The sequence below is a fragment of the Populibacterium corticicola genome (assembly GCF_042683685.1).
GTDB classification, from domain to species: Bacteria; Actinomycetota; Actinomycetes; order Actinomycetales; family Cellulomonadaceae; genus Timonella; species Timonella corticicola.
This window is the reverse complement of the sequence record NZ_JBHUOP010000004.1, coordinates 509,381-534,964: the sequence shown is the minus strand read 5'-3', so window position 1 is coordinate 534,964 and position 25,584 is coordinate 509,381. Positions and strand designations below refer to the sequence as shown.

At 59.6% G+C, this 25,584-nt stretch carries 25 protein-coding genes; 6 read left to right on the top strand and 19 right to left on the bottom strand.

The window, feature by feature from the left end:
* Positions 1-457: 457 nt before the first annotated feature.
* The 10 genes from tyrS to argC all read right to left on the bottom strand — a co-directional run bounded on the left by tyrS (position 458) and on the right by argC (position 11,290).
* Positions 458-1,717 carry a tyrosine--tRNA ligase gene (gene tyrS, locus ACFSYH_RS11885; protein ID WP_377467180.1) on the bottom strand — a complete coding sequence of 420 codons (1,260 nt, stop codon included), beginning with the start codon at positions 1,715-1,717 and terminating at the stop codon, positions 458-460.
* Positions 1,718-1,829: 112 nt separating this feature from the next.
* Positions 1,830-2,399, bottom strand: coding sequence for a uridine kinase family protein (locus tag ACFSYH_RS11880; protein WP_377467179.1), 570 nt, complete (start codon positions 2,397-2,399; stop codon positions 1,830-1,832).
* Positions 2,400-2,546: 147 nt separating this feature from the next.
* Positions 2,547-4,019 (bottom strand): argininosuccinate lyase, encoded by a 1,473-nt coding sequence (argH, locus tag ACFSYH_RS11875; RefSeq protein ID WP_377467178.1) that lies wholly within the window; start codon positions 4,017-4,019, stop codon positions 2,547-2,549.
* Between the two features lie 6 nt (positions 4,020-4,025).
* Entirely contained in the window at positions 4,026-5,267 is a 1,242-nt protein-coding gene (locus ACFSYH_RS11870; protein ID WP_377467177.1) for an argininosuccinate synthase, read from the bottom strand.
* Between the two features lie 94 nt (positions 5,268-5,361).
* Positions 5,362-5,898, bottom strand: coding sequence for an arginine repressor (locus ACFSYH_RS11865; protein WP_377467176.1), 537 nt, complete (start codon positions 5,896-5,898; stop codon positions 5,362-5,364).
* Positions 5,895-6,827, bottom strand: coding sequence for an ornithine carbamoyltransferase (gene argF / locus ACFSYH_RS11860; RefSeq protein WP_377467175.1), 933 nt, complete (start codon positions 6,825-6,827; stop codon positions 5,895-5,897). Before argF ends, ACFSYH_RS11865 begins: the two co-directional genes overlap by 4 nt.
* Complete coding sequence (locus ACFSYH_RS11855) at positions 6,824-8,152, bottom strand: acetylornithine transaminase (protein WP_377467174.1); 1,329 nt, start codon at positions 8,150-8,152, stop codon at positions 6,824-6,826. The genes argF and ACFSYH_RS11855 overlap by 4 nt, the downstream gene beginning before the upstream one ends.
* Complete coding sequence (gene argB, locus ACFSYH_RS11850) at positions 8,149-9,072, bottom strand: acetylglutamate kinase (protein ID WP_377467173.1); 924 nt, start codon at positions 9,070-9,072, stop codon at positions 8,149-8,151. Before argB ends, ACFSYH_RS11855 begins: the two co-directional genes overlap by 4 nt.
* Positions 9,069-10,232, bottom strand: a complete 1,164-nt coding sequence (gene argJ, locus ACFSYH_RS11845) for a bifunctional glutamate N-acetyltransferase/amino-acid acetyltransferase ArgJ (protein ID WP_377467172.1) — start codon at positions 10,230-10,232, stop codon at positions 9,069-9,071. Before argJ ends, argB begins: the two co-directional genes overlap by 4 nt.
* On the bottom strand, positions 10,229-11,290 hold the full coding sequence (argC, locus tag ACFSYH_RS11840) for an N-acetyl-gamma-glutamyl-phosphate reductase (RefSeq protein WP_377467171.1): 1,062 nt from the start codon (positions 11,288-11,290) through the stop codon (positions 10,229-10,231). Before argC ends, argJ begins: the two co-directional genes overlap by 4 nt.
* A 174-nt stretch (positions 11,291-11,464) precedes the next feature.
* Between argC and ACFSYH_RS11835 the strand changes: the two genes are divergently transcribed.
* Positions 11,465-11,725, top strand: a complete 261-nt coding sequence (locus ACFSYH_RS11835) for a hypothetical protein (RefSeq protein ID WP_377467170.1) — start codon at positions 11,465-11,467, stop codon at positions 11,723-11,725.
* An 80-nt stretch (positions 11,726-11,805) separates the two neighbouring features.
* Here the strand turns inward: ACFSYH_RS11835 and pheT are convergent, their stop codons facing one another.
* The 7 genes from pheT to infC form a co-directional block, all read right to left on the bottom strand.
* Positions 11,806-14,376: a phenylalanine--tRNA ligase subunit beta gene (gene pheT, locus ACFSYH_RS11830; protein WP_377467169.1), complete on the bottom strand. Its 2,571-nt coding sequence runs from the start codon at positions 14,374-14,376 to the stop codon at positions 11,806-11,808.
* Positions 14,376-15,464, bottom strand: a complete 1,089-nt coding sequence (pheS, locus tag ACFSYH_RS11825) for a phenylalanine--tRNA ligase subunit alpha (RefSeq protein ID WP_377467168.1) — start codon at positions 15,462-15,464, stop codon at positions 14,376-14,378. Before pheS ends, pheT begins: the two co-directional genes overlap by 1 nt.
* A gap of 71 nt (positions 15,465-15,535) precedes the next feature.
* Positions 15,536-16,903 (bottom strand): amino acid permease, encoded by a 1,368-nt coding sequence (locus ACFSYH_RS11820; protein ID WP_377467167.1) that lies wholly within the window; start codon positions 16,901-16,903, stop codon positions 15,536-15,538.
* Between the two features lie 84 nt (positions 16,904-16,987).
* Positions 16,988-17,824 carry a TrmH family RNA methyltransferase gene (locus tag ACFSYH_RS11815; protein ID WP_377467166.1) on the bottom strand — a complete coding sequence of 279 codons (837 nt, stop codon included), beginning with the start codon at positions 17,822-17,824 and terminating at the stop codon, positions 16,988-16,990.
* A gap of 78 nt (positions 17,825-17,902) precedes the next feature.
* Positions 17,903-18,289: a 50S ribosomal protein L20 gene (gene rplT / locus ACFSYH_RS11810; RefSeq protein ID WP_377467165.1), complete on the bottom strand. Its 387-nt coding sequence runs from the start codon at positions 18,287-18,289 to the stop codon at positions 17,903-17,905.
* Between the two features lie 62 nt (positions 18,290-18,351).
* Positions 18,352-18,546: a 50S ribosomal protein L35 gene (gene rpmI, locus ACFSYH_RS11805; protein ID WP_377467164.1), complete on the bottom strand. Its 195-nt coding sequence runs from the start codon at positions 18,544-18,546 to the stop codon at positions 18,352-18,354.
* A 112-nt stretch (positions 18,547-18,658) separates the two neighbouring features.
* Entirely contained in the window at positions 18,659-19,441 is a 783-nt protein-coding gene (infC, locus tag ACFSYH_RS11800) for a translation initiation factor IF-3 (protein ID WP_377467163.1), read from the bottom strand.
* A gap of 439 nt (positions 19,442-19,880) precedes the next feature.
* Here infC and ACFSYH_RS11795 point away from each other — a divergent pair, with 439 nt between their 5' ends.
* From ACFSYH_RS11795 to ACFSYH_RS11775, 5 genes are all read left to right on the top strand, one after another.
* Entirely contained in the window at positions 19,881-20,333 is a 453-nt protein-coding gene (locus ACFSYH_RS11795) for a Fur family transcriptional regulator (protein ID WP_377467162.1), read from the top strand.
* 100 nt (positions 20,334-20,433) lie between these two features.
* Positions 20,434-21,882, top strand: coding sequence for a catalase (locus ACFSYH_RS11790; RefSeq protein ID WP_377467161.1), 1,449 nt, complete (start codon positions 20,434-20,436; stop codon positions 21,880-21,882).
* Between the two features lie 174 nt (positions 21,883-22,056).
* Complete coding sequence (locus tag ACFSYH_RS11785) at positions 22,057-22,449, top strand: DUF1844 domain-containing protein (protein WP_377467160.1); 393 nt, start codon at positions 22,057-22,059, stop codon at positions 22,447-22,449.
* Positions 22,446-23,297, top strand: a complete 852-nt coding sequence (locus ACFSYH_RS11780; protein WP_377467159.1) for a hypothetical protein — start codon at positions 22,446-22,448, stop codon at positions 23,295-23,297. Before ACFSYH_RS11785 ends, ACFSYH_RS11780 begins: the two co-directional genes overlap by 4 nt.
* Positions 23,298-23,332: 35 nt before the next feature.
* Positions 23,333-24,049 (top strand): S1 family peptidase, encoded by a 717-nt coding sequence (locus ACFSYH_RS11775; RefSeq protein WP_377467158.1) that lies wholly within the window; start codon positions 23,333-23,335, stop codon positions 24,047-24,049.
* Positions 24,050-24,117: 68 nt separating this feature from the next.
* Here ACFSYH_RS11775 and ACFSYH_RS11770 read toward each other — a convergent pair whose 3' ends face one another.
* Together ACFSYH_RS11770 and priA are read right to left on the bottom strand one after the other, a co-directional pair.
* A complete protein-coding gene (locus ACFSYH_RS11770) occupies positions 24,118-24,837 on the bottom strand; it encodes an SseB family protein (protein ID WP_377467157.1) in 720 nt (239 codons plus the stop codon).
* Positions 24,834-25,565, bottom strand: coding sequence for a bifunctional 1-(5-phosphoribosyl)-5-((5-phosphoribosylamino)methylideneamino)imidazole-4-carboxamide isomerase/phosphoribosylanthranilate isomerase PriA (priA, locus tag ACFSYH_RS11765; RefSeq protein ID WP_377467156.1), 732 nt, complete (start codon positions 25,563-25,565; stop codon positions 24,834-24,836). Before priA ends, ACFSYH_RS11770 begins: the two co-directional genes overlap by 4 nt.
* Between the last annotated feature and the right edge of the window lie 19 nt (positions 25,566-25,584).

The window sequence follows — 25,584 nt, the reverse complement described above, 5'->3', positions numbered from 1 at the left end:
TCAAACACACTATTGAGATATCAAACAACAACCACACACCAACCCAAACCCCCACCACAACAGCAGGAACCCGAACCGGGGCAACCTCTCAACCCTATTCCATACCGTCTTATCGAAGCAAACCACACCACTGCGATCTGAACCACAATTTGAGGCTGCTACATCCGAATGGACTAAGAAGAGATACGCACGCTAACCACGCACCAAAGGCTCAAATTCTTTTACTTTTCGTACCTGTCGCGGCGACTCGATAAACATTACACATTCATCCCACCCATCCGCTACCGGCAAACGGGTGAGGCCTGACACAGTTCCTGTCCGTAGCACCCCAACCAGAAGCGCTGGAAGGCGCAGTGACACGAAGACCGCCGAGTCGTCGCCAATCAGCGACCTACACAAAAGCAGTCCCTGCCTGCGAGGCGCAACACCAAGCAGGCAAGGACCGCTTAAGAGCCGATTAAGAAACCTGACCGGCAGCCCAGTTCTTCTTACCGCGGCGGATCATGACCCACTTATCGGCGAGCACCTGATCAGCGGTGAAAACAGCGTCCTCATCTGCAATCTTCTCGTTGTTGACGTACACGCCACCCGAGGAAATGGCTCGGCGGGCAGCGCTCTTACCCTTTTCGAGTCCAGACTCTACAAGTGCATCAGCGATAGAACCGCCCACGGCGACCTGTGCTTTTGGCAGTTCAGCGGTCACCCCGTCCAGAGTCTGAACGTCCAGGCCGGAGAACTCGCCCTTTCCAAACAAGGCGGCAGAAGCAGCGATTGCCTGTTCAGTAGCCCTCTCGCCGTGAACGAGAGTAGTCACATCACCTGCGAGCGCGCGCTGTGCCTCGCGCAGGAATGGCTTCTCAACGAGTGACTGTTCGAGTTCCGCGATCTGTTCCTGGGTACGGAACGTGAAGGTCTTGAGCCAGCCGATCACGTCCTCGTCCGCGGAGTTCAGCCAGAACTGGTAGAACGCGTACGGTGACATCATCTCCGGGTCGAGCCACACGGCACCGCCTTCGGACTTACCAAACTTGGTGCCGTCCGACTTGGTGATGAGTGGCGTGGTCAGAGCATGCACCGACTTCTTGTCAGCCTTACGAATAAGGTCGACGCCCGAGAGCAGGTTGCCCCACTGGTCGTTTCCTCCGGTTTGGAGGGTGCAGCCGTGGCGACGGTTGAGTTCGAGGAAGTCCATGCCCTGCAGGATCTGGTAGCTGAACTCGGTAAACGAGATGCCCTCGTCTGAGGCCAGACGGCGCGCAACGGTGTCTTTTGCAAGCATCGTGCCAAGCCGGTAGTGCTTGCCCACATCGCGCAGGAAGTCGAGCGCGCTCAATGAACCGTGCCAGTCCAGGTTGTTGACCATGGTGGCTGCGTTATCGCCTTCAAACGAGAGGAACCGTGATATCTGCTCCCTTAGACGGTCCACCCAGGTTGCAACGATCTCACGGGAGTTGAGCACACGCTCTCCCGACATGCGCGGGTCACCGATGAGGCCGGTCGCCCCGCCGACGAGCGCGATGGGCTTGTGTCCGGCAAGTTGCAGGTGACGGAGCAGCACGAGCTGCACGAGGTGCCCGTGGTGCAGTGACGGCGCCGTTGGGTCGAATCCGCAATAGTAGGTGATCGGCCCGTTCTCAAGAGCTTCGCGTAGCGCCTCAATGTCCGTGGTCTGGGAAACCAGCCCGCGCCATTGTAGTTCGTCAAGAACGTTGTTCACCGTATCTCCTTGTAAAAATGGTGACACCCGATTGGGATTGCGTGGCGCGTTAACGCGCCCCTACTAGTGTGCCTGTTTTCGCCGTGAAACCTGAACTTTATTGTCTGTGATCTCACATGCTGCGGGCAGTAATCTGACCAAATCCGTCGAGGTGAATATGCGCCCGGTCACGGGTTGCGTTCTCGGCATAGATCCGCGCTTCGGTGTCCATAAAGGTGAGCCAGTGATCACGCAGATGCTCGCCATCGCGTTCTAGACCGCGGTCAAGTCTTGTTTCATCATCGGCTTCAACCCAGATGATGAAGGGATCGTGCTTGTCGACGAGTCTGGTTGCGCTCGTACAGCCTTCAACTACCAGCCACGATGCACGCGGCACGCGGTGCCGCTCCGCGAACTCACCGAGGTGCCAGTCGTATCGTTGATATTCACCGTCTCGGCCCGCTGCGAGTGGTTCGAGTATCCACTTGTTGAGGTTATGGGCACCCTGCGCAATGCCTTCCCAGCCTTCGTAGAGGTCATCCATGTGGATGGTTTGCGCGTGAAGTTCGCGGGCAATCTGGGCAGCGAGTGTGGTCTTGCCTGATCCGGCAGGACCGTCCACGCACACCAGGCCGATGTCGCGTTGTGGACGGTTGCGGATGAACTCAAGGAGTTCGCTCAATGTTGTGGGATCTGTAGCCATAACCCATTCAGGGTGCCACAACACCTAGGCGACAGGCCACTTCATTTAGTATTAGAGGGCGTGGAAGGCCAGCCAGAAGTGTTGACAACGGTGAAGGGTGGTTCAGCACATGTGCTCTGAACCACCCTTCACCCATTTTTAAGCTTGTTAGCCGTTGACCCAGTACCGGAACTCTGCAACCTGTTCCTTTGCCTGTTCGAGTTGCTCGGCGACACGCTCCGGGGCGGTTCCGCCCACTGCATTGCGGGAACCAAGCGAGCCTTCAACGGACAGCACTGAACGCACCGCTGGGGTGAGGTGCTCCGAGATCTCGGCGAGATCTGCATCGCTGAGGTCCCACAGTTCAATGCCTCGTTCCTCGCAGACCCGAACGCACGAACCTGCAACCTCGTGTGCGATACGGAATGGAACGCCCTCGCGAACCAGCCATTCGGCGATGTCTGTTGCGAGCGAGAATCCCTGCGGCGCCAACTCGGCCATGCGCTCGGTGTCGAACTTCATGGTCGCGACCATGCCCGCGAAGGCCGGTAGGAGAATGGAGAGCGTGTCGATCTGGTCGAACACTGGCTCCTTGTCCTCTTGGAGGTCACGGTTGTATGCAAGCGGTAGCCCCTTGAGGGTGGTGAGCAGTCCGGTGAGGTCACCGATGATACGACCAGCCTTGCCTCGTGCAAGTTCCGCGATATCCGGGTTCTTCTTCTGCGGCATGATCGAGGAACCCGTAGAGAAGGCATCATCCAGAGTGACAAACCCGAATTCCTTCGTGTTCCAGATGATGATCTCCTCGGACAGGCGCGACAGATCGATGGCGAGCATCGAAGCAACGAAAGCGAACTCGGCGACGACGTCGCGCGATGCCGTGCCGTCAATCGAGTTCTCGACCGGACCGTCAAACCCGAGGTCGGTAGCAACCGCAGCGGGGTCAAGACCGAGGGATGACCCTGCCAACGCGCCCGAACCGTACGGCGACTTAGCGGCGCGCAGATCCCAGTCGATGAACCGGTCAACGTCACGCAGCATCGGCCATGCGTGCGCCAGCAGATGATGTGCAAGCAGTACGGGTTGAGCGTGCTGTAGGTGTGTACGTCCTGGCATCGGCGCATTCGGCTGTTCTTGCGCCTGTGCGATAAGAGCATCCACAACATCGAGCACGAGGTTGCTGACCTCCTTCGCCTGCTCCCGCAGATACATACGTACGAGCGTGGCGATCTGGTCGTTACGGGAACGTCCTGCACGGAGCTTGCCGCCCAATTCGGTGCCGGCCCGTTCGATCAGGCCGCGCTCAAGTGCGGTGTGTACGTCTTCGTCGTCATCTGCCGCCACGAACACGCCGTTTTGGACATCTGCCCACAGGTCGTCGAGGGCGTCGTGCATGCCCTCAAGTTCTTGGGCGGTGAGTAGCCCAGCCGCGTGCAAGACACGTGCGTGGGCCTTCGAACCAGCGATGTCCTGACCAGCAAGGCGCCAGTCAAAGTGGGTGGACTTGGACAGAGCAGCCAGAGCGTCGGCCGGTCCACCGGCGAAGCGTCCACCCCACAGGGATACCCGCTCGCCGGAGGCGGCTGCGTCAGCCGCCTCCGTGCCGACTGGCTGCGAAGTGCTTTCTTCGCGGTCAGTCATGATGAATCACTTGTCCGTGTTCAGGGTGAAGCCGGACAGGTCAACACCGTTGCCGAACTTCACGTCACGAGCAGCAGACAGCTTTGCCTGCAAACCGTAGATCTCGATGAAGCCACGTGCCTGGCTCTGGTCGAATGAATCCCCCTCGTCATAGGTGGCGAGGTTGAAGTCGTAGAGCGAGGACTCCGAACGACGTCCGGTCACGGTTGCGCGTCCACCGTGCAGGGTCATACGAATGTCACCGGAGACGTAGCGCTGGGTGTCGTCGATGAAAGAGTCGAGCGAGCGCTTGAGCGGCGAGAACCACATGCCGTCGTACACGAGTTCAGTCCAGCGCTGCTCAACCTGGCGCTTGAAGCGAGCCTGCTCGCGTTCAAGGGTGACGTTCTCGAGTTCCTGGTGCGCTGCGATCAGTGCAATTGCTCCTGGAGCCTCGTAGATTTCACGGGACTTGATACCGACAAGGCGATCCTCGACGATGTCGATGCGTCCGATACCCTGGGCGCCGGCACGACGGTTCATCTCCTGAATCGCCTGCAATGGAGTGACAGCCACACCATCGATTGCTACTGGAACACCGCGCTCGAACGTGATGACAACCTCGTCTGCAACCGGCGGGAAGGTTGGGTCGTCAGTGTAGTTGTACACGTCCTTGGTTGGACCGTTCCAGATGTCCTCAAGGAATCCGGTCTCAACGGCGCGTCCCCACACGTTTTGGTCAATCGAGAACGGGTTGTGCTTGGTGGTCTCAATGGGTAGATCGTGCTTCTCCGCGTAGGCGATTGCCTTCTCACGAGTCAGTGCGAGATCGCGAACCGGCGCGATGCACTTGAGGTCTGGTGCAAGTGAGGTGATGCCGACCTCGAACCGCACCTGGTCGTTGCCCTTACCGGTGCAGCCGTGTGCGACAGTGGTGGCATCGAACTGGCGTGCGGCACGCACGAGGTGCTTCACGATGGTCGGACGTGAGAGTGCAGACACCAGCGGGTAACGGTCAAGATATAGGCCGTTCGCGCGCAGTGCGGGCATGCAGTACTCGGTTGCGAACTCCTCGCGGGCATCAGCAACATAGGCTTCAACCGCGCCACAGTCGAGTGCGCGCTGGCGGATGACCTCGAGGTCTTCACCGCCCTGGCCTACGTCAACCGCGACAGCGATCACCTCAGCGCCGGTGGCTTCAGCAATCCAGCCGATTGCAACGGACGTGTCGAGGCCACCTGAATAGGCCAGTACAACGCGTTCAGTCATCGTTTCATCTCTTTCTCAATGGGGTCGGTCTGCCGCAATAATCTCAACTGTTACAAACCTAGTTACTTCTGTGTCCAAAGGATAGGCGTAGGCGTTATCCCGCAGAGGTTTCGCCGAGTCCCTCACTCGCCAGCGAAACGAATCGTGCGGCGATATCCTTGCCGGGCACACTGTCTCGGGCGATCACGAGCACGGTGTCGTCACCGGCGATCGTGCCCATCACGCCCCGGATTCCGGTGGTGTCGATCACCGACGCAAAATACTGAGCGGCACCCGGCGGTGTCCGCAGCACGACAAAACTTCCTGAACTCTCAGCCGAGATCAGCATTTCGGCACACAGCCGCGCCAATCGAGCAAGGGAGGCTGCCGTTTCGCGCGCGACGCGCGCGGGATCTGTTCCCTCCTGCGCAACCGAGTAGACCAGACCACCCGACTCGTCGCGAATCTTCTCCGCACGCAGTTCGATCAGGTCGCGCGACAGCGTGGCCTGCGTGACATAGAGACCGTCCTCGGCGAGTGCCTTGGCAAGCTCAGCCTGGGAGTGGATCGACTGGTCACCCAGGATGTGTACGATTCGGGCGTGGCGGGCTGCCTTCGTCGCGGGGACGGAACCTGGTCCTAGTTGGCTCATGAGTTCTCCACCAGCCAGGCCATGAGTGCTTTTTGTGCGTGGAGACGGTTTTCCGCCTCATCCCAGACAACGGACTGTGGTCCGTCAATGACCTCGGCGGTGACTTCCTTGCCGCGGTATGCGGGCAGGCAGTGCAGGAAGAGCACGTCTGGTGCCGCGATCTTCATGGCTTCCCCGTTGACCTGAAACGGCACAAACGGCAGGGAACGCTCATCAGCGGAGTCTTCATCACCCATCGACACCCAGGTGTCCGTGGCGATCACATTCGCGCCTGCGAGCGCCTGCGCCGGGTCGGTGGTGACCAGAATTGAGCCGCCGGTTTGCGCCGCGATTTTCTCGGCGTCGGCAACGATCTGTGGGTCTGGTAGGTAGCCTGCGGGTCCGCCAACGCGTACGTGCATGCCTGCTGTGGCTCCCCCGAGCAGGTAGGAGTGGGCCATGTTGTTGGCGCAGTCTCCGACGTAGGTCAGGATTTGACCCTTGAGTGCGTCGACTCCTCCCCTGTGCTGTGCCACTGTGAGCAGGTCCGCGAGGATCTGGCAGGGGTGGAACTGGTCGGTCAGGGAGTTGATGACGGGGACGGTCGAATGTGCCGCCATTTCCTCGACGTTTTCCTGGCCGAAGGTGCGCCACACGATGGTTGAGGCTTGGCGGGTGAGGACTCGTGCGGTGTCGGCTATGGGCTCGCCCCGGCCGAGTTGCGAGCCTGCGGCGTCGATCACGAGTGGGTAGCCGCCCATCTCGGCGACTCCCGTGGAGAAGGAGACGCGGGTGCGTGTCGATGGCTTGTCAAAGATGATGGCGACGGCTCGCGGTCCCTCGAAGGTGCGTTTGAGGTAACGGTCTTGCGCGAGGGCGAGCCCGAGTTCGAGCACTTCGCGTTGTTCGGTGGGTGTCAGGTCGTCGTCGCGGAGGAAGTGGCGGGTCATGGTTGCTCCGTTTCCAGCTCGGCCTCGAACTGTGGCAGATGGTCGATGAAATCAAGGAAGGGTTGGATTTGTGCCGGGGACAGGTTCAGTGGTGGCGCGAGCCTGATTGCGCTTGGGTTGACCGCGTTCACGATGAAGCCCGCGTCTAGGGCGCGTGCAGCGATCTTGGCCGAGAAGTCCCCGGTCAGTTGGAGTGCGATGAGCAGTCCTTCACCGCGCACGTCTTTGATGAGTGGGTGTTGCTTGGCGACGAGTTGGCCTCGGATGTGTGTGCCGAGTTGCGTGACGTTGTCCAAGACGTGATCGCGTTCGAGCACGCCGAGAGTGGCGAGTGCCGCTGCGGCTGCGACCGGGTTTCCGCCGAAGGTGGTTCCGTGTTGTCCACGGGTGAGCAGGGTTGCTGCGTGCTCGCCGTAGGCGACCACGGCTCCGATGGGGAATCCTCCGCCGAGTCCTTTGGCAAGGCTGATGGCGTCTGGTTGGATGCCACCACCGATATGGTGGTGTTGATATCCAAACCATGTTCCGGTGCGCCCGATCCCGGTTTGCACCTCATCGATTGCGAGGAGTGCACCGTGTTGGGTAGTCAGTTCGCGGGCTTTGGTGAGGTATCCGGCTGGTAGTGGGCGCACTCCAGCCTCGCCCTGCAGGGGTTCGACGATGAGCATTGCCACGTCGTCACCTGATGTCGCGAATGCTTCTTCGAGTGCATGGACATCGCCGAAGGGCAGGAACTCCACGCCTCCTGGAAGCGGTTCAAACGGCTCCCGATAGGCCTGCTTCGAGGTGAGTGCGAGGGCTCCCATGGTCCGGCCGTGGAATGAGCCTTCAAGTGCGAGGATCCGCTTGCGTCCAGTTTTGCGGGCCATCTTGAACAGGGCTTCGTTGGCCTCTGCACCCGAGTTGGTGAAGAACACCTTTGACCCGGTTGGCGCGCCAGTGATGTTGAGCAGTGCGTGTGCGAGGGATATCTGGGTGGGTGTGCCGAAGAAGTTTGATACATGGCCCAGCGTGCCCAATTGCGCGGAGATCGCTGCGGTCAGGGTGGGGTGTGCGTGTCCGAGCGCGTTCACCGCGATTCCGGCAAGCAGATCGAGGTATCGCTTGCCATCGGCATCCCACACGTACGGTCCTTCACCGCGCACGAGCACACGCTGCGGTAGACCGAAGGTGTCCATGATCGCTGCGCCATACTGCGCGGTCCACTCCGCGTTGGTGTGCGGGGTGTCGAGGATTCCGGTTGCGGCCGGTTTCGATGCTGCGCTGCCGCGTGCACTGTGGGGCTGGGGGGTCAGTGCGCTGTCTTGTGAGGTTTGCTGGGTCATTTCATGCTCCCGTCGGGGATCACCATCGTGCCGATACCCTTTGAGGTGAAGACCTCCATAAGGATTGAGTGTGCGATTCGTCCGTCAATGACGTGGGCCTCGCTGATACCGCCCTCAACAGCGCGGAGGCAGGCCTCCATCTTGGGGACCATTCCACTTTCAAGGGTCGGTAGGAGTTGCGCGAGTTCGCTTGCAGCAATCTGGCTGACCAGCGAGCCCTTGTCGGGCCAGTTCGTGTACAGTCCCTCGACATCGGTGAGCACAATCAACTTGCGGGCACCGAGCGCTACCGCGAGCGCCGAGGCTGCCGTATCCGCGTTGATGTTCAAGACCGTTGTCGGATCGTCAATGTCTGGGGCGACGGTTGACACGACCGGGATGCGTCCCGCTGCGAGAAGGTCGGAAACTGCCTGTGGGTTTACCTTGACCACGTCACCGACGAGTCCCACGTCCACGGACTCCCCGTTGACCGTTGCGGTGCGGCGGCGTGCTTGGAACAGTCCACCATCCTCACCAGACAGTCCCACTGCGTAGCGTCCGTGCGCGTTGAGCAGTCCCACCAGTTCACGCGAGACCTTTCCCGTGAGGACCATACGCACAACGTCCATCGCCTCGGGCGTGGTCACGCGGAACCCACCGCGGAACTCACTCTCGATTCCCAGCCGGCCGAGCATCTCGGAGATCTGAGGGCCGCCGCCGTGAACGATGACGGGCTGCAGGCCCATGTGCTTAAGGAACACCATGTCCTGGGCAAACGCTGCTTTGAGTTCCTCGTCGATCATGGCGTTGCCACCATATTTGATCACTACGAGGGCGCCCTTGAACTGTTGCAGCCATGGGAGGGCCTCAAGCAGAACCTCAGCTTTTTGGATCGGGGTGAGGTCTGCGGACGGATCGATTCCGTTGTCTTCGATGATCATGATGAGTATGCGCTGTTCTCGTGAACGTAGTCGTGGGTGAGGTCATTGGTCCAGACTGTCGCTGTGGCATCTCCTGCGTGCAGGTCGATCTCCACGTGCACCTCGCGGTTGGAGGCGAGGTCCACGAGTTCTCGGTCTTCCCCCACTCCTCCCGCGCGGCAGATCTGAACGCCGTTGATCGAGACGTCAAGCAGATTCGCGTTGAACGGAGCAACGTCCTCCGGCACCGTACCCACCGCCGACAGAACGCGACCCCAGTTTGGGTCGTTACCGAACATCGCGGCCTTGAACAGGTTCGAACGCGTCACCGCACGGGCAACGGCAACCGCTGCATCCTCACTCGATGCGTTGACCACCTTCACCGCGATATCGTGAGAAGCGCCCTCAGCGTCCGCGACCAGTTGGCGAGAGAGGTCCGCACACACCTGGGTGAGCGCGCTCGTGAACTCTTCCGCACTCACCTCCTTGTGTGAGGCGCCGGAAACGAGTAGCGCAACGGTGTCATTCGTGGACATGCATCCATCCGAATCCACCCGATCAAACGTGACCCGTGCGGCGGCGCGCAGAGCCGCATCGGCCACAGCCGCAGACACCACCGCATCCGACGTGATCACGCACAGCATCGTCGCCAATCCGGGAGCCAACATGCCCGCGCCCTTGGCCATGCCTCCAATGGACCAGCCAGCACCTGCGAAAACAGCGGTCTTGGAGACCGTGTCCGTGGTCATGATCGCGTCAGCGGCATCCGAGCCGCCATCCACTGACAGCCCGGCGAGCGCCGTGTCGATTCCGGAGAACAGGTTATCCATCGGCAAACGCACCCCGATCAACCCTGTGGAACACACGAGCGCGTCCTGCGCAGAGATGTCGAGTCTCTGAGCAAGATACTCCGCAGTGCGGTGCGTGTCAGCGAAGCCGTCTGGGCCGGTGCAGGCATTCGCGCCACCAGAGTTGAGCACGATCGCGCGTGCTCGTCCGTCCGCCACGGCTTGACGGGTCCAGGCGACGGGTGCGGCATGGACCCGATTCGAGGTGAGAACCGCTGCGGCAACATCCAACGGTCCATCATTGATGACAACGGCGACATCCTTGTTTCCCGATGCCTTGACTCCTGCGGCGATACCGGCCGCCCTGAAACCCTGTGGCGTGGTCACGGTCATGGCGCTACTCCCTGAATCGTCAAACCAAGATCTTCTGGTAGGCCAAGAGCCACGTTCATCGACTGCACCGCAGCGCCCGCAGTTCCCTTGACCAGGTTATCGATTGCGCATACGGTCACCACACGCTTGGCCTTCTTGTCCCAGCCAACCTGAATGTGCGCAGTATTCGCACCAACAGTCGGTGCCGTTGTCGGCCACACACCCTGTGGCAGCACCTGCATGAACGGTTCGTCAGCGTATGCCGCACTCCAGATCGCATGCAGTTGCTCATCAGTCGGCTCAGCAACTCCGGGGGCAAGCTGAGCGGTTGTCGTGGCCAAGATGCCACGCGACATCGGCACGAGAACGGGCGTAAACGAGATTGAGAAGTGCTGGGCACCCGCCTTCTTCAGGTTCTGGCCGATCTCCGGGATATGACGATGCGTTCCGCCCACCGCATATGGGACCGCATTGCCCAAGGCCTCCGAGGCGAGTAGGTGCGGCTTCAACGCCTTGCCTGCCCCCGAATACCCCACGGCCAAGACCGAAACGATATCGGTGGCCGACACCAGACCTGTCGCAATACCAGGCTGCACGCCGAGCGTGACTGCCGTCACGTTGCATCCGGGAACTGCGATCCGCCGCGCTTGTGTGAGTTGTGAACGCTGCCGGTCACCCACGCCGATGATCAGCTCCGGCATCCCGTAGGTCCAGGTACCGGCGTGAGCGCTACCGTAGTACTCCTCCCAGTCAGCCGCGCTCTCGAGGCGGTGATCCGCGCCCAAGTCCACGACCAGGGTCTCGGCAGGAAGTTGCGCTGCTATTTCACCACTGGCACCGTGCGGCAACGCTAGAACAACGATGTCGTGCCCTGATAGATTCTCTACAGTGGTGTGTTTCAAGATACGGTCGGCCAATCCGCGGATATGCGGTTGATGCTGACCGAGTGGGGTTCCCGCATTTGAATGCGCCGTGACCGCCCCAATCTCGATTTCCGGGTGATCGGCAAGGATGCGCAGGATCTCTCCGCCTGCGTAACCGCTCGCTCCTGCAACTGCGACACTGTAAACCATGTGCATAACAATACACTTCATTGAGAATAAACACAGTGGATTGGCGGGGCGAAACCCAATCTTTCACATCGTGGAATATGATGTGCGACACAGGACACTCGTGCGTTGAAATACAGACGCCCCTGCGAGACAACCATCTATTACGCGCTTTTCAACTGCGATTCAGATAAAGGAAACACATTGTCAATCCCGCCATCCGGCTACAATCCCTACACTGCTGGGAACGACTCACCGCGCAGAAAGTCAACTTTCATCCTGTGGGGCATATCGACCCTGATTGCATGTATATGCATGGCCGCGATCTATCACAACAACCGCGCGCAGCCTTGCGAGGCGCTGAACGAGCACCCAGACGTCTCTGCCGAGGTCTCCTACTCGTTCCTGCCACCATTCGTGGAGTGTGTCGTCCAGGGTCCCGATATTCCGACCGATCAGGCTTAGGAGAACCCGTCCACGACAAACATGAAGGTCCGCAACCCGGTTGGGTTGCGGACCTTTGCGTTTTTGTCCAGCCCCGACTATCAGGCGCGCAGCACCGCACCAAACCGCGTTGCCGCTACCTTCACTGCCGATTCACGGATTGCCGCAGTGTCTTCCGCGGTGAGCGTACGGTCCGAGGCCCTCAAACGCAACGCGAATGCAAGCGACTTCTTGCCCTCGCCGACCTGCTCTCCATGGAACACGTCAAAGAGTTCGAGAGACTCAAGAGCGTCTCCTGCACCCTCGATGACGGCCTCGCGCAGTTCCTGAGCAGAAACATCCATGTCAACGACCAAAGCGATGTCTTCCTTCGCAAGGGGGTAGGTTGAAACCTCCCGCGCTTGGTACGGGTCTTCTGGCTGGGCTGCAACGAATGCGTCCAAGTCAATCTCGAAGGCGACGGCGCGGGCAGGCAATGAGAACGCTTCAATGACGCGCGGGTGCAGTTCGCCCGCGTAGCCGAGCACAACACCGTTTTCGGTCTCAAAGCGCGCGCAGCGTCCCGGATGGAACGGAGCCTGGGCGTTGTCCGCAACACGTCGCACAGATACGCCAACGCGCTGGGCAATCAGATCAACCGCAGCAAACGCGTCGGTCCAGTCGGCCGCACGCCCATTACCCCACCAGCCCGACGGGGTTGCCGCTCCGGCGATGACACCCGCCACGTGACGTGGTTGAGCAGGAACTCCCGCATGCAGGGCGGCAAGTTCCTCATCCGATGGTTTGATCGCTGGGGGTAGCTGCGGGGCTACCGGTAGGTCTTTTGTTGGGCGAGTCACGAGCGACTGTTCAAACAGCGCGACATCGGAGTTTCCACGTGCAACGTTACGGCGTGCGGCGTCCAACAGCGTAACCAGAAGGTTCGTCCGTATCAGTGGACGATCCCCTGCAAGCGGATTGCGTAGCGCAAGACTCACGCGACGCTCGTCGTCTTCTGGAAGCCCTAGTTCGTCATAGTGCGCCTGACTCACAAATGGATAGGTCAAGACCTCGGTGTAACCCGCCTCAGCCAGAGCCCGAGACACCGTGCGCCGTGCTTTTTGAGCGGCAGTCAACCCACCACCAGCAGGGGCGACCGGGAGAATCGACGGAATCTGATCGTAACCGACCAGACGCGCCACCTCCTCGACGAGCTCAGCAGCACCAGTCAAGTCCGGTCGCCATGATGGCGGAACAACGTCCACAATCGAGGAGTTGGGTACCGGGTTTACCTGGCAACCTATCTGCTCGAGCACCCCAACAACCTGCTCGTCGGTGTATGCAACGCCGCACAGACGTTCAGGGTCACGCAGCGAGAACTTGATAGCGGGAGCCGAAGCCGTTTCGTTCACGTCGAAGACAGCACTATCCGCAGTGCCGCCACCGTACTGGACGAGCAGATCGACAACACGCTGCGCGGCAACGGCTGGCAGTTGTGGGTCAACCCCGCGTTCAAAACGCTTGGCAGCCTCACTTGGCAGTTTGTGCCGACGGGCAGTGCGAGCAATGGATATCTGCTCAAAGTGAGCAGCCTCAATGAGAACGTCTGTGGTCGACCCCGACACCTCAGTCTCAGCGCCGCCCATCACGCCGGCGAGTCCCAGCACGCGCGAACCGCGTTCACCGGCTGGTGAGTCGGTGATGAGCAGGTCCTGCTCGTCAAGGCTGCGCGTCACATCGTCAAGAGTGGTGAGTTTCTCACCCGTACGGGCACGCCGCACCACGATGGGAGCAGCCAGAGTAGCCAGATCGTATGCGTGAAGCGGTTGTCCGAGATCAAGCATGACGTAGTTGGTCACGTCAACCGCAAGCGAGATGGGACGCATACCTGCCTGTTCGAGGCGCTTTTGCATCCATCGTGGTGCTGGCGCCGAGGCATCGATGCCCCGCACGATCCGAGTGACAAAGCGGTCGCACCCGACCTTGCCATGAATTGGGCTCTCGTCCTCAACAAGGACAGCAAATCCATCCGCGGTTGGTGCCGGCAGATCGTTGCGCAGTCCCGGGTCGGTGAACCGGGCACCGGTTGAATGCGCAAACTCGCGGGCGACACCGCGCATGGAGAAGCAGTAGCCACGGTCCGGAGTCACGTTGATTTCGAGTATCTCCTCATTCAGACCGAGAAGTTCCAGCGCGTCCTGACCGGGGCTGAGTTCTGCGGACTCAAAACCGATCGAGGTCAGCACGATGATTCCCGCGTGGTCATCACCGAGGCCAAGTTCCCGCTGCGAACAGATCATTCCGTCCGAGATGTGTCCATAGGTCTTACGCGAAGAGATGGGGAATGGACCAGGCAATACAGCGCCCGGCAATGCGGCCACAATATAGTCACCCTCAACGAAGTTCTGCGCACCACAGATGATGCCGCGCGGGATCGTTGGGGCACCGTCACCGTCAAGAACGTTGTGCTGGCCAACATCAACCTGACACCAGTTGATGACCTTGCCGTTCTTTTGTGGCTCCTTTTCAAGCGAGACCACGCGGCCGACAACGAGTGGTCCGGTTACGCCGGACGAGTGAATCGTTTCCTCTTCAAGCCCAACCTTTACCAGAGCCGCAGCCAGCCTTTCCGCGGTCAGATCACTCGGAACCTCGACGTGTTCAGCAAGCCAAGGAAGTGCGATGTTTGGCATCAGATGTCCATTCCGAATTGTGAGGAGAAGCGAACGTCTCCCTCAATGATGTCGTGCATGTCGGTGATGCCATGGCGCAGCATCAGAGTGCGCTCAAGGCCCATTCCGAACGCGAATCCCGTGTATTCATCGGGGTCGATGCCCGCAGCCTTAAGAACGTTGGGGTTGACCATGCCGCAGCCACCCCATTCGATCCAGCCTGGCCCACCCTTCTTCTGTGGGAACCACAGGTCCATCTCGGCCGATGGCTCGGTGAATGGGAAGAACGACGGGCGGATACGAGTCTTGGCTTCGGGACCGAACATCGCCCTGGCAAAATGGTCGAGCGTGCCCAGCAGATGTGCCATGGTGAGACCCTTATCTACCGCGAGGCCCTCAACCTGGTGGAACACAGGGGTGTGCGTTGCATCCAGTTCGTCGGTACGGAAGGTCTTTCCCGGGCACGCGATATATAGTGGCAGATCGCGTTCAAGCATTGCTCGTGCCTGCACCGGGGAGGTGTGGGTGCGCAGCACCAGACCCGAGTCCCCTTCACCTGACTCGTCCTGCATGCCCTGCACGAAGAACGTGTCCTGCATCTGACGCGCCGGGTGGTCTGGCCCAAAGTTCAAGGCGTCAAAGTTGAACCATTCGGCTTCGATCTCAGGTCCCTCCGCGATCTCCCAGCCCATTGAGACGAAGAAGTCCTGAACCTTCTCTTGGAGAGACTGCAGTGGGTGGCGGGAACCTATGAAACGCCGATTGACCGGAAGCGTGACGTCCACAGCCTCCTCGACCAGAGCGCGCTCATCACGCTCAGCCTCAAGAACCACTTGACGATCCGCGATCGCCTTGTTGATCTTGCCTCGAACCGGTCCAAGGAGCTTGCCGGCCTTCGCTTTGTCCTGGGGCTCCAGTTTTCCGATTTCACGGTTCGCAAGTGCAAGCGGACTTTTGTCGCCGCTGTGTGCAATGCGCACGGCTTTGAGTTCGTCAAGGGTCGTTGCCGCGATTACTGCGGCGAGAGCGGATTCAAGCGCTCCCGACACGGCAGCTTCATCGAGCGGGGAAAACGACGCTACGTTCTCTTCAGTTTCAGGCGTTGACATAGGTGCCTTTCAGGGCGTTACAAACGAGGCTAGATTTGGCCATCGTCCATTCTAATGCCTTATGGGTGCCGCTAGGCTGAAGCGTCCACACGGTCACGGCGTGACGTTGCCTGTTTGATGACGTAGATCCCCACGATGACAATGAAGATCACGAGGGCCAGCAGCAGGTTACGGCGACCGGTCTCGTTGAACAGCATGAGTATCCCGAAAGCAGCGATAGCCATCATCGTGCCGATTCCAAGCCACGGGTGCGCCCAGGTGCGCAGGCGAAGCAATCCCTGTTCCTCGTACTTTGGCCGTAGTCGGATCTGCGAAAACGCGATGAAGAACCAAATGATCAACAGCGATGCACCGACAGCGTCCAGAAGGATTCCTGCCATCTCACCTTCAACCATGTGCAAGATCACTGCAAGGACCGCGAAGAACACGGAAACGAGCACCGCAACGTAAGGGACCCCGTTCTTCGAGACCGCGAGGAGCACCCTGTTGCCCTCGCCGCGCTCAGACAACGAATAGGCCATACGGGAGGTGCCATAGATCTGAGCGTTGAAGGCGGAGAGGAGCGCGATGACGATGATCACTTCCATGACCTTGGCCGCGCCCGGCACATTGATGGCTTCGAGAACTGCCACAAAAGCGCCTTTGTCCGCGATGGCGGGATCATTCCAGGACAGCACGGTCAGGATGATGAATACCGATCCCAGGTAGAAGAACAGGATCCGACCGATGATCGAGAACGTTGCGCGGCTGATGGAATCCTGTGGGTTGGTGGCTTCAGCAGCCGCGATCGTGATGATCTCGATGCCTCCAAAAGCGAACATCACGGCCAGCAGACCGGCTGCCACCCCGGATGCACCGGTTGGGAAAAAGCCGCCCTCACCGTTGAACAGTCGGGACAGTCCGGCTCCCTCTGGTGCATTCAGAACACCGATCAGCGCCAACGCTCCGATCACAAGGAACGCAATGATGGCCGCTACCTTTATGGCCGCAAACCAGAACTCCATCTCGCCGAACTGTCGAACGCCAATCAGGTTCACCGCGGCGAACAGCGCGATGAGCACGAGTGCGATCACTGGCTGCGGTACGGGAGTCCACGTGGCCATGATGGAGGTTGCCGCGAGGATTTCCACGCCCAGCACCATGATGAGCATGAACCAGTAGATCCAGCCAACCGCAAATCCTGCCCACTTCCCCACGCCCTCTTCGGCATAGGTGGAGAACGCTCCTGAGGAAGGCTTGGCACTCGCCATCTCGCCAAGCATGAACATCACGGAAACAACCACGAGTCCAGCAAGGGCGTACGAGACAAGGACTCCAGGACCAGCAGTGGCGATGGACTGTCCCGCACCGACAAAGAGACCCGCACCAACCGCTGAACCAAGGCCCATCATGGTCAGGTGGCGGACCTTCAGGCCTGCGGACAGGTTGCTTTTCGACATGTCTACCTCAGCTTGGATAAGAGCACGATGATTTCCCGCTCCGAACAATCAAAACCTGCACGATGATCTGCGCTAACGAATACCCTAACGCTGCGCCCTCGATGTTGCATAGAGACATACCGTTGCGGCTGTCGCCACGTTCAGGGATTCGGCTCTGCCACGTAGCGGAACCCGCACGGAGTAATCCGCAAGACTCAGTTCAACCTGGGAGAGTCCTTGGGCCTCGTTGCCAAAGAACCATGCGGTCGGCGCGGCAGCATCTGGCGTCGATTTATCTGCCACCGCACCATTGCGTGTGGGGCCTACGCTGTCGAGTAGATCATCGAGGTCATAGGCGCCGCTGCCGGTGGCGGCGAAGATCTGGATACCGACTGTTCGCAGTCCTGCTGCGATCTCTTCAACGGCAACGCCGCTGATGACGGGGAGATGAAACATCGAGCCCGCTGTGGAGCGCACGACCTTTGGGTTAAAGATGTCGACGCTCTCGTCACTGAGAATCACCAGGTCGGCACCCGCGGCATCGGCTGCGCGAATGACGGTGCCCGCGTTTCCAGGGTCACGTACGCAGCATAGAACGGCAACGTTACGCGCGCTGGAGAGATCAACGTCCGCGAGCGTGCGGTCCTTACGATGTAACACCGCGATGACACCCTGTGCGTCACCGCTCATCGCCGAGATCACATCAGGTGATGCCTGGTGGACCCATAGGCGAGCTTCAGCAGCGTCCTCGAAGATGTCTGGGTAGCGTTCCATCGTCTCGGTGGTCGCGTAGATGTCCCGGATATCGTCAGGTGCGTAGCGGACTGCTTCTCGCACCCCCTGGGGCCCTTCTACGAGATACTGTCCGTGCCGCTTGCGGGCACTGCGCGCGTGTAGCGCACGCACGTGCTTGACGCGGTCACTTCGCGGGTTCTCGAGCATCGCCTTTAGTTCCTTTCAAACAAAATTCCCGCGTGTTCCATCAATGGGAACACGCGGGAATCTTTCGCCACGAGCGGGTCAGGCAGCTTCCTTAGGAGCGTTGACGTCCGCTGGCAGAGCGTTCTTTGCAACTCCCACGAGGGTGTTGAAGGTTGCCACGTCGTTGACAGCGAGTTCAGCAAGAACACGACGGTCTACCTCAACGCCAGCAGCCTTGAGGCCCTGGATGAAGCGGTTGTACGTCAGGCCCTCTGCGCGGGCTGCAGCGTTGATGCGCTGAATCCACAGCTTGCGGAAGTCGCCCTTACGCTTCTTACGGTCGCGGTAGTTGTAAACGAATGAGTGGGTTACCTGTTCCTTCGCCTTGCGGTAAAGGCGGGAACGCTGACCACGGTAGCCGGATGCGAGCTCAAGAGTCGTACGGCGCTTCTTCTGGGCGTTGACCGCCCGCTTCACGCGTGCCACGTGAATCTCCTTTGTGTAAAAGTTCTGAAATGATCTTCAGTTGCTGAGGGCAACTGGGAGGGTCACTTGCCGAGAAGCTTCTTGACCTTCTTGACGTCTGCTGGGCTTACCTCGAGGTCAGCCGACAGGCGGCGAGTGCGGGTGCTCGACTTGTGCTCGAGAAGGTGACGCTTGTTCGCCTGCTCACGCATAACCTTGCCACTACCCGTGATACGGAAACGCTTCTTAGCGCCGGAGTGCGTCTTGTTCTTCGGCATGGCTGCCGTTCTCCTTGCTTTCGGTCCCTTCCCCTATCGGGTTGAGACATGAATCGGACTGTAGTCGGTGTGGACTACAGCTACATTGATGAAATCAACGTTGCGGTGTCGCTCACTCACTCGCTGGAGTGGGCTTCGCGGAAGTCTTCTTGCGAGTGGCTGGGTAACCGGAGGACTCGACCTCTTCGACGTCGATCTCTGGCTTTGTCGCCTGTGCTGGAGCAGGAGCCTCTTGACGCTCGGCCTTGCGTTCTTCACGCGATGGCTTACCGTCCTCGCGGCGACGACGCTGCTCGCTCTTCGCCTCGGCCTTCTTCTTGACCGGACCGAGGACCATGATCATGTTGCGGCCGTCCTGCTTCGGAGCGGACTCGATGAAACCGAGTTCCGAAACGTCCTCAGCAAGACGCTGGAGCAGCCGGATGCCCATTTCTGGACGGGACTGCTCACGTCCACGGAACATGATCATGACCTTGACCTTGTCACCAGCGGACAGGAAGCGCTCCACATGGCCCTTCTTGGTCTGGTAGTCGTGGTCATCAATCTTCAGGCGGAAACGGATTTCCTTGAGCACCGTGTTTGCCTGGTTTCGGCGAGCTTCGCGAGCCTTCATGTCTGACTCGTACTTGAACTTGCCGTAGTCCATAAGCTTGCACACTGGTGGGCGTGCATCCGGTGCGACCTCAACGAGGTCGAGGTCGGCTTCCTGGGCCAAGCCCAGTGCAACCTCAAGGCGGACAACACCGACCTGTTCCCCTGATGGTCCGACGAGTCGAACCTCGGGAACGCGGATTCGATCGTTGATGCGCGGCTCGCTGATTTGATGCTCCTCAAAATTTCGGTTGTAGACCTTAGAAACGAGAAATGCCCCCATCTCTAAGCAGAGCGGAGGCATACAAGTCCGACGGTATCGTTGATACCGAATACACTGACAACATGTCAGTAAATTCCTCAAAGATGAGGCGGACCAGTTGGACCCGGTCTCAGCAACGCTTTCATCGAATGATGTTGGCGGCGAAACTCAGGTGGGATGTCTCCACTTGCATACCCGCTGAAGGAACCTTTCGGCCCTAGCAGGTCGGTCAGTGATCCAATCTATCACAACCCGCGGCAGCCACCGCCGGTCAATCCGTGTGATCTGAGCCGCAAAGGCCGCCAGCAAAGTAGGGAAAACCAGTCTCGCGAAGCGAGAGTGCCAGCGAAGCACAACCCTCAGCCAGCAATACAGGGTCCGACTCAAATCAACCCCGACACATCAGCACAAACAGTCAGAATAAATCTTTCAACAGAAACGTTCTTTTTCTTGAATCATTCCAGAAAAGAGGTGTATGGTTATGGACATGCACACAACAGCGCCTGACGAACTGCTCCGGTCCAAAGGGCTGCGCGTCACGGCCATTCGCATGGCAACACTCGAGGTTCTCGCGCACGCTCCTCACACGGGAGCAGATCACATCCTCAATGCGGTCCGCGAGAAGCTCGGAACAGCCTCGGTTCAAGCGGTCTACGATGCCCTTCACGCATTGACCGCCTCGGGTCTCGTCAATGAGATCGAACCTGCCGGTCACCCCGCACGGTACGAACTGCGCGTGGGCGACAACCACCACCACCTCATCTGCACGGGATGCGGACGCATTGAAGACGTGGACTGCGCGGTCGGACATGCGCCCTGCCTCACCCCGTCCCAGGCCTTTGATTTCACGGTAGCCACCGCAGAGGTCACCTACTGGGGAACGTGCCGCGATTGCGCGAACGCAGAGAAGGCAACCGAATCGTCGGAAGTCTAGTAAAACCGACATCCAAGAATGTGGCGGAATGGCCTTTCGGCCCTTTCACTCGCACCGGCAGGCGGCCCCCACCGCCTGCCACCTAATGCCAAGGAGACACATGACTTCGCAGAACTACACCACCGCCCAAAATGGCTCGCCAATCGCGAGCTCACAGCACTCTTTGACCACTGGACCTGACGGCGTCACCGCACTGCATGACCGCTTCCTCGTGGAAAAGCTTGCGTCGTTCAACCGCGAGCGCGTGCCGGAGCGCAACCCACACGCCAAGGGTGGTGGAGCATTCGGTGAACTTGTTATCACCGAGGATGTTTCGCGATACACCAAGGCTGCCGCCTTCCAGAAGGGCGCTGCGTCCGAGACCCTTATTCGCTTCTCCTCCGTGGCCGGTGAACAGGGTTCGCCTGACACGTGGCGTGACGTACGCGGTTTTGCTGTGCGCTTCTACACGACCGAGGGAAACCTCGACATCGTGGGTAACAACACCCCTGTGTTCTTCATCCGCGATGCGATCAAGTTCCCAGACTTCATCCACTCGCAGAAGCGCAACGGCAAGGGGCTACGCGACGCAGACATGCAGTGGGACTTTTGGACCCGTTCCCCTGAATCGGCTCACCAGGTGACCTATCTGATGGGTGACCGTGGTTTGCCGACTACCTGGCGCCACATGAACGGCTACGGCTCGCACACCTACTCGTGGGAGAACGCGGCTGGCGAGAAGTTCTGGGTCAAATACCACTTCATCTCCCGCCAGGGTCTGGCTCACCTGTCGAATGATGAAGCCCAGCGTATCGCCGGTGCGGACGCTGACTTCTACCGCCGCGATCTGTTCGAGGCGATCGACCGTGGAGACGCTCCTGTCTGGGATCTGAACGTTCAGGTCATGCCGTTCGAGGATGCGAAGACCTACCGTTTCAATCCATTCGACCTGACCAAGGTATGGCCGCACGCTGACTATCCACTGGTCAAGGTCGGCGAACTCACCCTCAACCGGAACCCGCGCAACTTCTTCGCGGAGATCGAACAGGCCGCGTTCTCACCTTCGAACCTGGTCCCTGGAACCGGCATCTCGCCAGACAAGATGCTCATGGGTCGCGTATTCGCGTATCCAGACGCTCAGCGTTACCGCATCGGCGCCAACTACAACCAGTTGCCAGTGAACCAGCCACATGCCGCTGAGGTCTTCAATTATCAGCACGAGGGCAACATGCGCTACCACTTCAACGACTACGAAGTACCTGTGCACAACACCAACCACTCAGGTTACCCAGAGGCTGACGAGGCACGTGCCGGTGAGGTCAACTGGGAGACTGACGGCGAACTCTTGCGTGCGGCCTACACGTTGCGCGCTGAGGACTCCGATTTCGGTCAGGCTGGAACCCTGTACCGCGAGGTTTTCGATGACGCCGCTCGCGGACGGTTCCTCGAGACTCTGACCGGTCAGGGTAACTCGATCACCGTTGAAGAGATCCGTGAACGTTTCTTCCAGTACTGGACCAACGTGGATGCCTCGCTCGGTGCGAAGCTCCGTGAATCTGTCGGCAAGTAGCCTTTAGCGACGAGGAGGGGTGAGATCCTTTGGATCTCACCCTCCCTTCGTCTCTTGGATGTCCGCGATTTTTCGTCTGCCACCTGCGGTTCTGTCCTAAAGTGTGGTCGACATGGTTTATTCTTCCGCCGAAAGGATGACGTGTTGGTTGCGTTTATTTGAAAGAATGGCTCTATGAGCACTTTCGAATCCTCTTCGACGCAAGCACCTGTGTCCTTCTCCTATGCCGACAGCGCCGCGCAGGAGGCCCTGCGCGATATCTCCGAGGTGGCAGCCGTCGAGGTGATCGTGACGGCCGCAGTGCACCTGATGAGCGCGGCTGCAGTGAAGTGCGGTCTGGCTGATACCGAGGACGCCTCGCAGTTGATGGATCTTGATGAGGCCCGCAAACTCATCAATGCTCTGGCCGCATTGATCGTGACGTCCGCCCCTGATATTGGTAACCAGCATGCACGGTCGCTGCGCGATGGTCTGCGTTCACTGCAACTCGCGTTCCGTGAGGCCAGCGTCATTCCTGATGCGCCGGGTGAGGGTCCGGGTGAGAAGTTCACCGGCGGCGTGAGTTGACCACTCCCACTCCCCCGTCCATTCCACCGTCCGGCGATGGTTCTAACTCGCCGCGTCGGGTTTCTTCGCGTGCACACCACACCGATGACGCTGTGGTCAACGACCTCGATGTCCCTGTGCCAGCTCTGGCACACGCTGAAGGCACTGTTGAGGACAGCACTATTGCCGACGACACTGCGGTGCCAGCGTCCGCTCACGCAGAGAAATCGGTCGGCTCGGAGCGGGCTGCTGCCCGCCAGCACAAGGCTGCCCCTGACTCGAGGGTGTCAACGAGTTCGAAGGTTCTCGCCATTCTCCTTGGTCTGGCAGTCGTGGCGTGCGCGTATCTCGGCTATCTTGCAAACCGTTGGTCAGATTTTGGAAATGAAACCCATTCGACCAATTTCCAGATTGGCCGAGAACTTGCGACGACTCAGGCCGAGTTGGATGCCGCGCAGGAGTCGTTGAAGGCAACTCGCAGCCAGTTGTCGACGGCCCAACAGCGGATCAGTGAGTTGGCCAAGGAAAAGGCACTCGTGGGCGATGACCGCGAGTTGCAGCGTATTCAGGCTCAGGACACGGCCGCTCTGGCTCAGGAGTCGCTTGCGATCTCTCGAGAACTGGGCCGTTGCCTTGAGATGCAGGGGGAATACACCGGATATCTGGCCGATTACGTATCGGCACAGGGCGATCTGCTGACCCTCACCTCGATTGACCCTGAACAGCAGGACGCCGAGGAGTTGACGGAAACTCGGGCACGGGTACGCAGCGCTCGAGATGCTCTGAGCGGTTTGGAAGACTCCATGAACGAGGTGTGCGATGCTGCAGTTGAGCGCCACAACAACCTAGTAGAGAGCCTGCGCGAGTGAGGGTGAGTCGGAAAGCCACGGGACCGACTGTCTTGGTGGTCGCACTTGTTTTGAGTGGCTGCGGTGTTGTGCCGGACTTCCCGCCACCCATTCCTGACTCCTATGTCCCCACGGTCACGGTCTCAGCGGAGGAGGCTGTTCAAGGAAACCTGAGTTCATACGGTTTCAGCGAGGCCCAACGTATGGCCGTACGGGTTCGAAACGTCAGTTGCACGGGTGTCACTCGGGGAACCGGCTTCGCACTCGATTCACGCACACTCATCACCAACAAACACGTAGTCGAGGGAACGACTCTCCTTCAACTCAACACCTATGACGGTCGGGATGTGTCAGTGACGAACTCGTCGCTCGCACCGCTTGCAGACCTTGCCCTTGTGCGAACGACTGAGGATCTAGACGCCTACCCGGTGCTGGCAGACGAGGATCCCGAAGAGGGTGAACCGATTACGGTGGTTGGGTATCCCAACGGTGGCGAACTCACCGTGACATCGGGGACTGTCATCAGATATACGAATGACCCCATCAACCAAAATCTTGGCGAGGTCATCTACTCCGATGCCGAGGTTGAGCACGGCTCCTCTGGCAGCGCTGTTCTCGACTCTGAGGGTCGTCTCATCGGCGTGGTCTACGCCAAGAACACTTCGGGAGCCTCCTACATCATCCCCGTCTCGACATTGAAGAAGATACTCGCGGCCGACGACGAGGGATTTACCGCGCAGGAGAACGTCTCCTGTGCGCATGCCTCACGTTAGTTTGCACGCTATTCGATACCTGACGGTGTGTGAACAGCGTAGTCACACCCACCACGACGGGTTGAAAGTCATGCTCGGCCAACGCGCAGTTCGAGAGAGTCCACCCGAGCGGAGATCAACGTACTAGCGCCGAGCGCCTGGTTGACTCGCGCGAGAACGCTGTTGAGCTCGATACGGTTCAAACCGGGATTGATCGCGAGCGCTACCGCAACCTCTGCGGTGCGTCCGGGCTGTGCACTTGCACGCACGACCTCTTCGATATCGCCTAGTGCTGATCTGACTTCCGCGTCAATCTCAGGGTCCACGGACCCGTTGGACACGGCAGGAACCCACGGTTGCTGCTGAGCGATCGCCCATACAGCCGGTCGTGGAATCAGTGCGGTATGTGGGCTACCGGGGTCCACCACGAGGAGTGCCCAGTCTTCGCTGACGGCGCTGAGCGCGGCGCGCACGGCATCAACAGGAACTGGGCGTGCATCCTGTCGCCAAGCGGCCATTGCTGCTACGGATGTGAAGACAGGGAGCGCTTTACGCCCATCTGGCGCTTGGAGCGCGACGATCCCCGCGGAGGCCTCCTTGTCGAACCTGTGCCCGTCCTCGGTGTGATCCTCTTTGTCAAGGGAGGCAAGCACAGGTACGAGTACTCGCACTTGCGCGAGACGAGCCACAACGCGTTCAAGGCTCGTTGCCTTCATCGAGTGGCCGAGGAGCAGGTCGGCGAGTTCTGGATCCGCCGAGCCGTCATCTCCAGCGAATGCGGAACCTGGAGGTAGCGCCTTACCGCTCATGGTCGGCCAGCGATATCGAGCGCCTGTGACAGCGTGAATGCACCGTTGTAGAGCGCCTTACCGATAATTGCCCCTTCGAGACCACATGGCACCAGTTCGCTCAGTGCACGGATGTCCTCGAGGTTCGAGATACCGCCCGAGGCGACCACGGGAGCGTCAGTGCGCGCACACACATCACGCAGCAGGTCCAGGTTTGGCCCCTGAAGCGTGCCGTCCTTGGTGACATCGGTGACCACATAGCGTGAGCATCCCGCCTCATTCAGCCGGTCGAGCACTTCCCACAGATCGCCGCCCTCCTTGGTCCAGCCACGAGCCGCGAGGGTGGTTCCGCGCACATCCAGCCCAACCGCGATCTTGTCTCCATACTCCGCGATGACACGTGCGGTCCACTCAGGGTTCTCGATTGCTGCCGTGCCGAGGTTCACCCGGACGCAGCCGGTGCTCAGCGCGCGAGCGAGGGACTCGTCGTCACGGATGCCACCGGTCAACTCAACCTTGATATCGAGGGCGTCAACAACCTGCGCCAGTTGTTCGGCGTTTGATCCGCGCCCAAATGCGGCGTCAAGATCTACAAGGTGCAACCATTCCGCTCCCCCTGCCTGCCATTCCAAAGCTGCGGTCAACGGATCCCCATAGGAGGTTTCCGATCCCGCTTCGCCTTGGACGAGGCGCACTGCCTCACCGTTCACTACATCAACAGCTGGCAGTAGTTCGAGGCGCTTTGCCATCATTCTTCCTTATCGACTC